We start from the raw sequence: 12,157 nt of genomic DNA, 5'->3' as shown, positions 1-12,157 counted from the left end.
GGTCAGGTCAAGTGGGGGACCGGGCCTGTCGTCGTCCCCTCGACCAGGCTGACCGGGAGCACCACCGACTCCGGCTCCTCACCGGCGAGCAGCGCGATGACGGCCAGGCCGAGCGCACGACCCTTCTCGACGAGCGGCTGGTGCACGCTGGTGAGCAGGTCGGGAGAGAGCCACGGCAGGTCGAGCCCGTCGAACCCTGCGACCGACACGTCCTCGGGCACGCGCAGGCCCAGCTCGCGAGCGGCGATCACCGCGCCGGCGGCGAGCAGGTCGGAGTGGGCGACGATCGCCGTCGGGCGGTCCCGGGCGGGCGCCCACTCGGACAGGATCTCGGTGGCGGCGTCGCGTCCGTGTTCCACGAGCGAGGCGGGCGTCTCCCACGACATGACCGGCTCGATGACGTCCCGCACTCCGGCCAGGCGGTTACGGGTGGGCGTGCGCTCCACGATGGCGAGCCGGTCGGCGTCGACGAGCCCCGACCGCTCGTCCCTGCCGAACGGCAGCGCGATCTCCGCGATGCGCGTGTGCCCCAGCTCGACCAGGTGCCGCACCGCCTCGGCGGAACCCTGCCGGTCGTCGACGCCGACGACGGGCACGCCGGGCACGTGCTGGCCCTCGCCGATCACGACCGGGACGCCCCGCCGCTGCAGGGCGGCGAGGTTGGGGTCGTCCTTGAGGGTCCCCCAGACGAGCACGGCCACGTCCATGGCGGCGGCCTCGACGAGCGGGTCGACGGCGGGCGGCAGCCCGGCCTCGGCAGCGAGCCCGACGGACTGTGCCGTGGCGCCCTGCGGCATCCCGGGGACGAGCAGCACGCCGAGGCCCTGCTCGCCGATCGCCGAGACCAGGCCGTGCAGCACCTGGGTGGAGACAGGGTCCCTGAACGACCGGCCCAGCTGGTCGCCGATCACGACGCCGACGATCCCTGAACGACCCGACCTGAGCTGCCGGCCCAGGGGGTTCGGGCCGGAGTACTCGAGCTCACGGGCGGCGGCCAGCACCTTCTCCCGCGTCTCCGGCGTGATGGGCCCCGCGCCGGAGAACGCGAGCGATGCGGTGGAGACGGAGACACCTGCCAGCTCGGCGACCTTCGCGAGGGTCGGTCGTACGGTCTGGCGGCTCATCGCGGTCCTTCTCTCGATCGGGCACGGGCGGTGCAGGGAGGAATCTGCTGGGCTGATCCCAGGTTGTGGCCTACGGTCGGGAGATTCAATCGCACCAAGGAGTCCAGTGCCTACTGCACACGCCGCCGCTCGTGCGGTCTTCGTCGTCTTTGCTGCCAGTGGGTTCGCGTTCGCGAGCTGGGCGTCGCGCCTTCCGGCGGTGCGCGACGGCTTGTCCTTCTCCGAGCAGGAGATGGGCCTCCTGCTCCTGACCGGGTCCATCGGCTCGGTCGCAGCGATCCCGCTCTCCGGCCTGGTCGCGGAGCGTTTCGGGACCTCTCGGACAGTAGTCACCTTCGCGGGGGTCCTGGTCGTGGGGCTGGCCGTCGCCGGGTACGGCGTGGTGACGGACGCGCACCTCGCGGTGCGCCTCGGCCTGATCCTCTTCGGCGTGGGCGCCGGGGTCTGGGACGCCGCGATGAACCTCGAGGGCGCCGCCGTGGAGCAGCGTCTCGGCCGTGCGGTCATGCCGGTGTTCCACGCCGGGTTCTCGTTCGGCACGGTGCTCGGCGCGGGTATCGGTGCCCTGGTGGCCACGGTGGGCGTGCCGGTCGTCTGGCACATCGTGACGGCCGGGCTGGTCGCCCTCGTGTCGGTGCTGGTCTCCGTCCGCTACTTCTCGCCGAGCGTGGTCTCCGCCGCGGTGCCGCACGGCGTGCCCGTCGGTGACGCCGGCAGCGCGGACGGCGCCGACCCGGGAGAGGTGACGCCGCCGACGTCGGGCGTCCGGGGGCTGCTCGCCGCCTGGCGCGAGCCGCGCACCCTCGCGATCGGGCTGGTCGTGCTCGCCGCGGCGCTCACCGAGGGAGTGGCCAACGACTGGGTCAGCCTCGCGGTCGTGGACGGCTTCGGCACGTCCGACGGTATGGGGGCGGTTGGCCTGGCCGTCTTCCTCACCGCCATGACGACGGCGCGGCTCGCCGGCACGCGCGCCATCGACCGGTTCGGGCGGGTGCCGGTGCTGGTGCTGTCCGCCCTGCTGGCGTTCGTCGGCGTGCTCACGTTCTCGCTGGTCCCCGTGCTGTGGGTGGCCCTGGTCGGGGTAGGCCTGTGGGGCCTCGGCGCGGCGATGGGGTTCCCGATGGGCATGAGCGCCGCGTCGGACGAGCCGCGCCGCGCCGCGATGCGGGTGGCCGCGGTCTCGACCATCGCGTACACGGCGTTCTTCGTGGGCCCGCCGCTGATCGGGTTCGTCGCCCACTCGACGGGCTACCGCCTCGCGGTGCTCGTGCTGCTGGTCCCGATGGTGCTGGGCCTGCTGGTGGCGCGTTCGGTGCGTCCGTTGCCGACGGCTGCCGGTGTGAAGAGGTAGTGCAGGGCGGCGAGATGCACGGTGCCCAGCGACTGGGCCGTGAGGGCGAGCAATGCACACGTCCGTGGGCACCAAAAGGTTCCAGAATTGGCAGACATCACCCACGGCATGTCGAAGATGTGCACAAATCCAACGCGTCAGGTAGATAGGCTTGCACGGTGAGCCCATACCCGGCAGACACCGTCCAGGCGCAAGCGGTGGCCCCCAGCCTCGCCGACCTCACCACACTCCGCGTGGGTGGCCCGGCAGCCTCGTTCGTGGAGGCAGAGGAAGAGGCTGCACTGATCGAGGCGGTGAGCACCGCGGACGACGACGGTGTGCCGCTGCTGGTCGTGGGTGGCGGCTCCAACCTGCTCGTGGCTGACGAGGGTTTCGACGGTGTCGTCGTACGGGACAGCCGCACCGGCATCACCGTCGAGTCGGACGACTCCTGCGGCGGCGCCGTGGTGAGCGCGCCGGCCGGGCAGAACTGGGACGAGCTCGTGGAGCGTGCCGTCTCCGACGGCTGGGTCGGCATCGAGTCGCTGTCCGGCATCCCCGGCACGGTCGGAGCGGCCCCGGTGCAGAACATCGGCGCGTACGGCCAGGAGCTCTCCGGCGTGGTCTCGCTCGTACGCACCTGGGACCGGGCCGAGCGACGGGTGCGTACGTTCTCCGTCGGCCAGCTCGACTTCGGGTACCGCACGTCGCTCCTCAAGCGCTCGATGCACAGCGAGGGGCGCGAGGGCACTTCGTGGGATGACGGCGGCGACCCGCTGGCCCCCTGGTACCCGTCGCCGCGCTACGTGGTGCTGAACGTCCAGTTCCAGTTCCGGCTCGGCACGCTCTCCGCGCCCGTCGGCTACGGGGAGCTGGCGCGGCGTCTCGGCGTCGAGGTGGGCCACCGCGCCCCGATGAAGGAGGTCCGCGAGACGGTGCTGGGGCTGCGCGGCGGCAAAGGGATGCTGCTCGACCAGCCGGCTCTCGACGCCGCACCGGACCACGACCGCTGGAACTCGGGCTCGTTCTTCACCAATCCCGTGATCCCTGTCGAGCACCTGGCGCACCTGCCGGAGGACGCTCCCCGCTACCCGGTTCGCTCCTCGACGCCCGAGACGAGCACCGGCCCGAGCCTCGGCGCCATCGACCCGGCGCTCGTCAAGACCAGCGCCGCCTGGCTCATCGAGCACGCGGGCTTCGGCAAGGGGTTCGGGCTCGCGGGCGAGCGCAGCCCGGCACGGCTGTCGACCAAGCACACGCTCGCGATGACCAACCGCGGGGGTGCGCGGGCCGAGGACGTCATCGCCCTGGCCCGCGCCGTGCGCGACGGGGTCCGTGACCGCTTCGGGGTAACGCTCGTCCCGGAGACCGTCCTGGTGGGCGTCTCCCTCTGACCGGCGCCCCCTGGCGGGCAGCCCTAGTAGACGACGACCGGCGTGCCCGACGGCGCGCCCCACGTGTCCCAGATCCAGTCCATCGCGCTGTTCGACACGCGCACGCACCCGTGCGACGCCGGGAACGCGGGGACCGACGACGACCCGTGCACCGCGATGCCGCCCGTGAAGAACTTGGGCCGCCACATGTCGCCCAGCTCGAGCGACGACGAGTGCATCCCGTTCACCTCGCGGTACACCGCGAACGACCCCCGCGGCGTGTACGCCGTGTAGGTGGCGCCCTTCGCGTCGTACGTCTCCCCGTTGCCGGACGACGCGTTGATGACTTTCACGACGGTGCCGTCCTCGACCGCCAGCACGAGCTGCCGGTCGACGTCGATCTCGAGCACCTTGCCCGACGACGTCTGCGGCTGGGGCACCAGGCCGTCGTCCGCCGCCTTCCGCGTGGCGTCCCCGACCACGCCGTCGCGGTACAGGCCACCGGCCTTCTGCAGCGCGAAGACCGCCTGCTGCGTCTCGCCGCCGTAGGAGTCGTCGACCGAGGTGATGAAGTAGCCGAGGTCCTGCAGCCGCTGCTGCAGGTCGCCCACGCGGTTGCTCACCTCGCCGTACTCGATGTGGTCCGGCTCCTCGGGCTTCTCGTCCTCAGGGTCCTTGGCCTCGTCCTTGCCGTCGGGCTTCTCGCCCGCGTCGTCGCCCCCGTCGCCCTCGTCCGACGGCCGGTCGTCGTTCTTGCCGTCGTCGTTCCTGCCGCCGTCACCGGCCTCGTCGTCCGGCTCGCCGGGCGCCGCCGTGCCGTCGTCCTCGCCGTCGGCGCTGCCCTCGTCCGTCGGCGTGCCGTCGTCCGGGTTCTCGGACGCCGGACCGCTGGGCTCCGCACCGGGGGAGCTCTCCTCCGGTGCGGGCGAGCTCGGCGCCGGCGTGCTGCTGGCCGCCGCGTTCTCCTGGGGCTCCTGCTCGCCACCGCACGCGGACAGCAGGCCCGCCGTCAGCGCGACCGCGCCCAGCGCCCCCATGATCCTCTTGCCGGCGAGCCTGCCCACACCGTGGGTCGTCCTGCTGTGCATTGCCCGCATCCTGACTCCTCCTCGGCCGCACCTTCTGGGGTGATGCGGCACCGCGCACACGAGACGACGTCGTCCCCTCGTGAGTGTCCTGTATCTCTAACCGACGCGCGGGTACCCAGGTTGGTTGGGTCGGGCGATCGTCACCCAATCGTGACGGTGCCGCCCGTCGGGAGCTGATCCACCGGATCCGCGGGATCGGGGCCGGCCAGCCACGCGTCCACACCGGCCAGGAGACGTGCCTTGGTACCCGACGACGCCCGGCTCGCCCGGATCGACGACGACGCCAGCCCGGCGACCTCCTGGTCGGTGAAGCCGTGCGCGCTCCGCGCGATCTCGTACTGGTCGACCAGCCGCGACCCGAACAGCAGGGGGTCGTCGGCGCCGAGCGCGACCAGGGCGCCCGCGTTCACCAGGGTACGCAGCGGTACCTCGCTCGCCTCGCTGTAGACGCCCAGGCCGATGTTCGAGCCGGGGTTCACCTCGAGCGCGACACCCCGCTCCACGATGCCGGCGAGCACCCGCTCGTCCTCGGCTGCCCGCACGCCGTGCCCGATCCGGTCGGGGACCAGCTCGCGCATGACCTCGCTGATGTGGTCGGGACCGAGCAGCTCGCCGCCGTGCGGCACCGCGGCCAGGCCGGCCCGCCGCGCGATGTCGAACGCGTGGCCGAACTGGGACGTGTCGCCACGGCGCTCGTCGTTCGACAGCCCGAAGCCCACCACCTCGCCGACGCCGTCGCCCGCGTACCGCGCGGCGAGCCGGGCGAGCGTGCGCGCGTCGAGCGGATGCTTCATGCGCGACGCCGCGATGATCACGCCCACCTCGATCCCGTGCGCCGCGCTCGCGGCCTTGGCCGCGTCGATGACGATCTCCACGGCCGGGGTGATGCCGCCGACGAACGGTGCGTAGGAGGTCGGGTCGACCTGGATCTCGAGCCGTCCCGATCCCTCCGCGGCGTCGTCGGCCGCTGCCTCGTCGACCAGCCGGCGCATGTCCGCCTCCGAGCGCACGCACGCCCGGGCGGCGTCGTACAGGCGCTGGAAGCGGAACCAGCCACGCTCGGTGGCGGGTAGGCGCAGGGGGTCGTTGTCGATGAGGGCCTCCGGCAGCCGCACGCCGTGCGCGGCGGCCATGTCGACGAGGGTCGGTACCCGCATGGATCCGGTGAAGTGGAGGTGGAGGTGCGCCTTGGGCAGGAGTGCGAGGTCGCGCATCTGCGTAGTCTGGCAAAGCGGTGGTCCTCCGGCAGCCGCGGGTCGTGATACTCCGCACTACTCACACATCCCATCGCTCCATCTTTGGTGCGCTCGCGCTGCGCTCAGTATCCTGAAAAGAACATGCCCCAGATAGCCGAAATGACTGATTTGCTCGAACTGCAACCACGAACACCGGTGAACCAGTGAACGCAGAGACCACGGACGAGGACAACGCCGCGGACCTTCCCGTCCACGTCGTCCTCGGCGGTAAGTACGAGCTGGTCGACGTCCTGGGCACTGGGGCAACGTTCACCGTCTACGAGGCGCAGCGGGTAGCGGTCCCGGCCGAGCCGGAGCCCGCGGTGAGCGAGGCCGGCGAGCCGGACGACGCCGACGCGAGCACCGACGGGGCGGACGAGTCCGACGCGAGCGACGCCGACGCGGGCGCCGACGACGACCCGGCGGGTGACGGCACCGGCACGGCTGACGGTGCCGCCGCGGACTCCGACGCCACGGACTCCGGCGCGACAGACCCTGACGCGACAGACCCTGACGCGGCCGACCCGGAGGCGACGGCCGAGACCGACGCGGCGGCGGCGCCCGAGGAGCCGGAGGTCGACCTCGACCAGCCGCTCGTCGTGAAGGTGCTCCACCCGCACCTGGTCGACGACCAGAACGCGCGCGACTCCCTGCGGCGCGAGGTCGACGCGTCGGCGCTGGTGGACCACCCCGGCGTCGTGAAGGTCCTGGACTCCGGCGAGGAGGACGTCGCGGGCGCGAACGTCCCCTGGACGGTCATGAACCGGATGCCGGGTGTGTCCCTCTCCGACTTCGCGGGAGACAACGGCCTGCCCTGGCGCGATGCGCTCGCGATCCTCGACGGCCTCCTGGAGGCGCTCGGCGCCGTGCACGCGGCCGGTCTGGTGCACCGGGACGTCGCGCCCCGCAACGTGATGGTCGACAAGCAGGCCGACGGTACGTTCGTCGTCGGGCTGCTGGACCTGGGTCTCACGCGGCCGGCAGGCGGCGACGGCGACGGCGCGACGGTGGCCGGGTCGGTCATCGGCATGTCGCCGGAGCAGGCGCGCGGCAAGCCCCTCGACGCCCGCAGCGACATCTACGCCGCCGGCGCGCTCACGTACTACACGCTGACCGGGCACGCGCCGTACGAGCGCGCGCAGGCGGAGGACGTGCTGCGTGCGCACGTGAACGCCCCCGTTCCCGCGGCCTCCGCGCGCCGTGCGGCGGTCCCCGCGTCGGTGGACCGGCTCGTCTCCCGGGCGATGGCCAAGGACCCGAACCGGCGGTTCCCGACCGCCGAGGCGATGCGGGGGACGGTCACGATCCTGCTCGGTGGCCCGGCCGGCCGCCTGGGCACCAGCGGCGAGACCATGCAGCTCGGCGTGGGCGCCGGCGGCACCGAGGTGATCGACCCGGTCGCCGGGGCAGCCGGCTCGGGCACGATGAAGCTGGGCCAGGTCAGCGAGGGCGCCGACCGCACCATGATGGTCGGTGCGGTGGGTGCCGCGGCGGCGGGGGCCGGGATCGCCGCGGCGGCCGGCGCCGAGGATGCTGCCGCGACCGAACCGATGGCCGGTGTGCCCACGGCACCCGTCGGACCGCCGCCCGCTGGGCCCCCTCCCGTCGGACCGACTCCCGTGGCGCCGCCGGAGGAGGAACGAAAGTGGTGGCACGCCTTCACGACCGGTGGCGGACGCGTGGCCACGATCATCGTGTTCGCGCTCCTCGTGTTCGGTGGCGCGGGGCTGCTGATCGCGAACATCCTCGACGACCAGGGCGCACAGGTGGTCACGCCGACCGTCAGCCCGGAGCCGGAGCGGCCGTCGCGTGAGCCCACGTCGTCGCCCACGCCGACCGAGACCGAGGACGACGTGTACGTGCCGCCGCCGGCCCCCGACCCGACACCGACCCCGACGGTGACGGTGACCCAGGAGCCGACGGACGAGCCGACGCAGGAGCCGACGCCGACGCAGGAGCCGACGCCGACGCAGGAGCCGACCCCCACGCAGGAGCCGACCCCCACCCAGGAGCCGACCCCGACGCAGGAACCGACGACCGAGCCGAGCACCCCGGCCGTCGAGCCGACGACCGAGCCGACCGGCGGCAGCACCGGCGGGGGTGGCGAGGCCGGCGGCGACACCGGCGCCGACCCCATCGACGGGCGGTAGGGCGACCGGCGGCCGGCCGTCGGTCAGCCGCTCAGGTGATCCAGCCGCGCGCCCTGGCCACGGTCACGGCGCCGGTCCGGTCGGCGACGCCGAGCTTGGCGAACGCCCGGATGAGGTGCGTCTTGACGGTCGCCTCCGAGATGGACAGCTCGCGCCCGACCTCCGCGTTCGACCGGCCGAGCGCCACCAGCGCCAGCACCTCGGTCTCCCGTGCGGAGGGCCGCTCCGCGGCCGTGCGCACGGAGCTGACCAGGCGCGTCGCCACGCTGGGGGCCAGCACCGTCTCGCCGCGGGCCGCCGCCCGGACACCCGCGACGAGCTCGGCACGTGGCGTGTCCTTGAGCAGGTACCCGGTAGCCCCCGCCTCGACCGCACGCAGGATGTCGCCGTCGGTGTCATAGGTCGTCAGCACGACGACCCGCGGCCCGGTGCCCACGATGCCCGCCGTCGCGGCGACACCGTCGAGCACGGGCATGCGCAGGTCCATGAGCACGACGTCCGGCCGCAGCGACGCGGCCAGCGCCACCGCCTCGCGCCCGTCGGCGGCCTCGCCCACGACCTCGAGATCGTCCTCGACGGCGAGCATGCCCACCAGTCCCGACCGCACCACCGGATGGTCGTCCACCACCAGCACGCGGATCATCCCGCCACCCCCTCGTCCGGTCGTCCGTCGACCTGCCCGTCCACGGGCACCCGCGCGCACAGCATGGTGCCGCCGTCGTCCCCCGGACCCACGGCCAGGGTGCCGCCCGCCGAACGAACGCGCTCCCGCATGCCCGCCAGGCCGAAACCGTCCGCGACGTCCGCGCCGATCCCCGTCCCGTCGTCGGCCACCGTGAGCGTGACCTCCCCCTCCGCCTGCCCCAGCCGCACGACGACGGCCCGCGCCCGCGCGTGCCGCCGCACGTTCGCCAACGCCTCCTGGGCGGCCCGCAGCAGCACCACCTCGACCGCGGGCGACAGCGCCCCGACCTGGGCGGTCCCGACGTCGACGGTCAGGCCGGTCTCCTCGGCGAACCGGCTCCCGAGCCGGCCCAACGCCTGGGGGAGGGACGCGTCCTGCAGCGCCACCGGCGCGAACGCCGCGACCAGGGCCCGGGCCTCGGCAAGGTTGTCGCGCGCGGTCTCCTCGATGACGTGCAGCCGGTCCCGTGCGGCGCCGTCGTCGCCCACGTCGAGCGCCGCCGACGCCGCCTGCGCCTGCATGACAACGCTCGTGAACCCCTGGGCGAGCGTGTCGTGGATCTCGCGCGCGAGGCGCTCACGCTCCGCGAGCACCCCGGCCTCGTGGCTGGTCTGCGCCAGCTGGGTCTGCGCCACGTGCAGCTTGCCGAGCAGCCGCACATGCTGCTCGGCGCGCCCCATCGCGACGTGGAACCACAGCCCCAGCCCGATCGCGAACACGAGCGTGACCAGCATCTGCGGCACGACCTCGCCCATGATCGCGAGGTCGAAGTCGTACTGCGCCAGGATCCCGACCGACGTCGAGGCGGCGAGCGCGACGCAGCCGAGGATGCCGTGCCGTATCGACTCCAGCAGCATCCACACCTGGGCGAACGCGATGAACAGCAGCAGCGACGCGACACCGGCCTGGGAGACGGTCACGCCGGTGCCGACGACCACCACCACGAGATACAGCAGGGCCAGCCGCTGGTCCCGCGTCCGCGCCGCCCGAGCGCCCCACAGCAGATAGGCCACGACGATCGCGGCCATCGCCGTGCAGGCGACCGCGAGATGCACACCCCGGGTGCCCTCCAGCACCACCGCGACCGTGGTCAGCGCGATGATCACGCCGAACGCGGCGTCCCACCACCGCACCTGGTGCCCCCACCCGGCGTACAGACGCTCCAGGTCGTAGTCGGGGCCGGACCCGTTCTCGGACAGCGCTCCGGCGTCCTCCGTGTCCGCCCCGGTCACCGGGCTCCGCTCAGCCGTCATCGTGCCGGCGCCACCGGAACGTACGAGCGCCGACCACGAGCGCGACCACCAGCCATGCCGCAAGTACAGCAGCCGTCGCACCGTGCTGCCAGGCCCCCGACGGCTCCGCGGCCGCGAAGGTGTCCGGCAGGAACACCGAGCGCATGCCCTGCGCTATCCACTTGAGCGGGAACAGCGACGAGAGGTCGAGCATCCAGCCCGGCAGCTGGCTCACCGGGAAGAACACCCCGGACGTGAACTGCAGCAGCAGCACCGGCGTGACGACGACGGCGCTCGCGGACCTGCCGGAGCTCGGCACCGACGAGTACGCGACGCCGCAGACTGCCCCGGCCGCCGTGCCGAGCACGAACACCCAGGCGAACGTGGCCCACTGCCCGGCCTCGTCCGGCAGCGGGACGTCGAAGACGAGCGCTGCCACCGCGAGCAGCAGTGCGGTCTGCACGAGCACGGTGACCAGCGACAGGAACACCTTGCCCAGGAAGTACGACGTCGCGGGCAGCGGCGTGGCACGGAGGCGCTTGAGGGTGCCGTCGTCCCGCTCGACGGCGATCGAGATCGCGAGCGTCTGGAAGGTCGAGAGCATGACCCCGGTCGCCACCATGCCCGGCAGGAAGTACTGCGCGAAGCTGACGGTCACGCCGTCGGCCACGATGGGGTCGTCGTCGGCGAAGACCGTCGAGAAGATCGCGAGCATGAGGATCGGGTAGGCGAACCCGAAGACCACCGAGTCGCGCTCGCGGACGAACTGGAGCAGCTCGACGCCGGCGCGCACCAGCCCCTGCCGCAGCGTGCCCGGCAGCCGCTGTGCGGGCGGTGCCGCCGTGCCGGACCTCGTGGTCGTCGTCGCGCTCATCACGCCGCCTCCTTGCTGTCGTCGCTGCCGTTGGTGTCGGTTTCGCGGCCGGTCGAGGGCGCATCGTCGGCCGGGTGCTCGCCGATCAGCGACAGGTACACGTCCTCGAGCGTCGGCCGGGTGATCGAGAGGCCGGGCACCTCGTGGTCGGGGCCGGCCGCCGAGATCAGCCGGGCGACGGCGGCCGTCGGGTGGTCCGTCCGCTCGGTCCGGCGCACGCCGCCGTCGTCCCACGCAACCACGGGGGTGCGGGCCTCGGGCCCGCCCAGGGTGTCGGGCGTGCCCGAGGCGACCACCACGCCGTCTCGCACCACGACGACGCGGTCCGCCAGCTGGGCCGCCTCGTCCAGGTAGTGGGTGGTGAGCAGGATCGTGGTGCCGCCGTCGCGCAGGCTCAGGACGAGGTCCCAGAACGACCGCCGTGCCTGCGGGTCGAACCCGGTGGTGGGCTCGTCCAGGAACAGCAGCTCGGGCCGGCCGACGATCCCGAGCGCCACGTCGAGCCGCCGCCGCTGCCCGCCGGACAGCCCGCGGGTGCGCGCCCTGGCCTTGCCCGCGAGCCCGACGGCGTCGATGACCTCGGCGGGGTCGCGCGGGTCGGGGTAGGACGCGGCGGTGGCCCGCACCTTCTCCAGCACGGTGAGCTCGCTCATGTCCCGGGAGTCCTGCATGACGACGCCGATACGGGCCCGCCAGGCGCGGCCGGCCTCGCGCGGGTCCTCGCCGAGCACCCGCACCTCGCCGCCGTCCCGGTCACGGAAGCCCTCGAGAATCTCGACGGTGGTGGTCTTGCCCGCGCCGTTCGGGCCGAGGACCGCCACGATCTCGCCGGGGGAGACGTCGAGATCAAGGCCCGCGACGGCGTCCTTGTAGCCCGTGCGGGGGTTGCCGTACCGCTTGCGGAGGCCCCGTACTCGCACGGCCAGTGGGTCGGAGGTCTGCATGCCGTCGAGCATGCTCCGGCAGGCCCTGTCCGCGGGACGCCCGTTCGGCTGCACCTGCTGTCCATCGTTCGGTGGACAGCGGTCCTGGCTCGTGCGAGGCCGACCGTACGGAAGGCCTGACG

10 protein-coding genes are annotated in these 12,157 nt (G+C 73.2%); 3 read left to right on the top strand and 7 right to left on the bottom strand.

Going from position 1 to position 12,157, the window contains the following annotated elements:
- Positions 1–2: 2 nt before the first annotated feature.
- Positions 3–1,124 carry a LacI family DNA-binding transcriptional regulator gene (locus ACYVK7_RS25905; protein WP_460890596.1) on the bottom strand — a complete coding sequence of 374 codons (1,122 nt, stop codon included), beginning with the start codon at positions 1,122–1,124 and terminating at the stop codon, positions 3–5.
- A gap of 106 nt (positions 1,125–1,230) precedes the next feature.
- Between ACYVK7_RS25905 and ACYVK7_RS25900 the strand changes: the two genes are divergently transcribed.
- Positions 1,231–2,475 (top strand): MFS transporter, encoded by a 1,245-nt coding sequence (locus tag ACYVK7_RS25900; protein ID WP_460890595.1) that lies wholly within the window; start codon positions 1,231–1,233, stop codon positions 2,473–2,475.
- Between the two features lie 158 nt (positions 2,476–2,633).
- Positions 2,634–3,848, top strand: a complete 1,215-nt coding sequence (locus tag ACYVK7_RS25895; protein ID WP_460890594.1) for a UDP-N-acetylmuramate dehydrogenase — start codon at positions 2,634–2,636, stop codon at positions 3,846–3,848.
- Positions 3,849–3,871: 23 nt separating this feature from the next.
- Here ACYVK7_RS25895 and ACYVK7_RS25890 read toward each other — a convergent pair whose 3' ends face one another.
- Together ACYVK7_RS25890 and ACYVK7_RS25885 are read right to left on the bottom strand one after the other, a co-directional pair.
- The gene (locus ACYVK7_RS25890) at positions 3,872–4,915 is read right to left on the bottom strand and encodes a L,D-transpeptidase family protein (protein WP_460890593.1); all 1,044 of its coding nucleotides are present in this window, start codon (positions 4,913–4,915) and stop codon (positions 3,872–3,874) included.
- A gap of 140 nt (positions 4,916–5,055) precedes the next feature.
- Complete coding sequence (locus tag ACYVK7_RS25885; protein WP_460890592.1) at positions 5,056–6,129, bottom strand: adenosine deaminase; 1,074 nt, start codon at positions 6,127–6,129, stop codon at positions 5,056–5,058.
- A gap of 185 nt (positions 6,130–6,314) precedes the next feature.
- Between ACYVK7_RS25885 and ACYVK7_RS25880 the strand changes: the two genes are divergently transcribed.
- A complete protein-coding gene (locus ACYVK7_RS25880; RefSeq protein ID WP_460890591.1) occupies positions 6,315–8,300 on the top strand; it encodes a serine/threonine-protein kinase in 1,986 nt (661 codons plus the stop codon).
- A gap of 31 nt (positions 8,301–8,331) precedes the next feature.
- On the opposite strand, the gene ACYVK7_RS25875 is transcribed toward ACYVK7_RS25880, so the two are convergent.
- The 4 genes from ACYVK7_RS25875 to ACYVK7_RS25860 are packed head-to-tail and all read right to left on the bottom strand — an operon-like array spanning position 8,332 to position 12,035.
- Entirely contained in the window at positions 8,332–8,943 is a 612-nt protein-coding gene (locus ACYVK7_RS25875) for a response regulator (RefSeq protein ID WP_460890590.1), read from the bottom strand.
- Entirely contained in the window at positions 8,940–10,238 is a 1,299-nt protein-coding gene (locus ACYVK7_RS25870) for a sensor histidine kinase (protein ID WP_460890589.1), read from the bottom strand. The genes ACYVK7_RS25875 and ACYVK7_RS25870 overlap by 4 nt, the downstream gene beginning before the upstream one ends.
- A complete protein-coding gene (locus tag ACYVK7_RS25865; protein WP_460890588.1) occupies positions 10,228–11,091 on the bottom strand; it encodes an ABC transporter permease in 864 nt (287 codons plus the stop codon). The genes ACYVK7_RS25870 and ACYVK7_RS25865 overlap by 11 nt, the downstream gene beginning before the upstream one ends.
- A complete protein-coding gene (locus ACYVK7_RS25860) occupies positions 11,091–12,035 on the bottom strand; it encodes an ABC transporter ATP-binding protein (RefSeq protein ID WP_460890587.1) in 945 nt (314 codons plus the stop codon). The genes ACYVK7_RS25865 and ACYVK7_RS25860 overlap by 1 nt, the downstream gene beginning before the upstream one ends.
- Between the last annotated feature and the right edge of the window lie 122 nt (positions 12,036–12,157).

Source organism: Promicromonospora xylanilytica (genome assembly GCF_054782895.1).
Note: the sequence above shows the minus strand (reverse complement) of the source record. Positions and strands in the feature narration are given on the sequence as shown.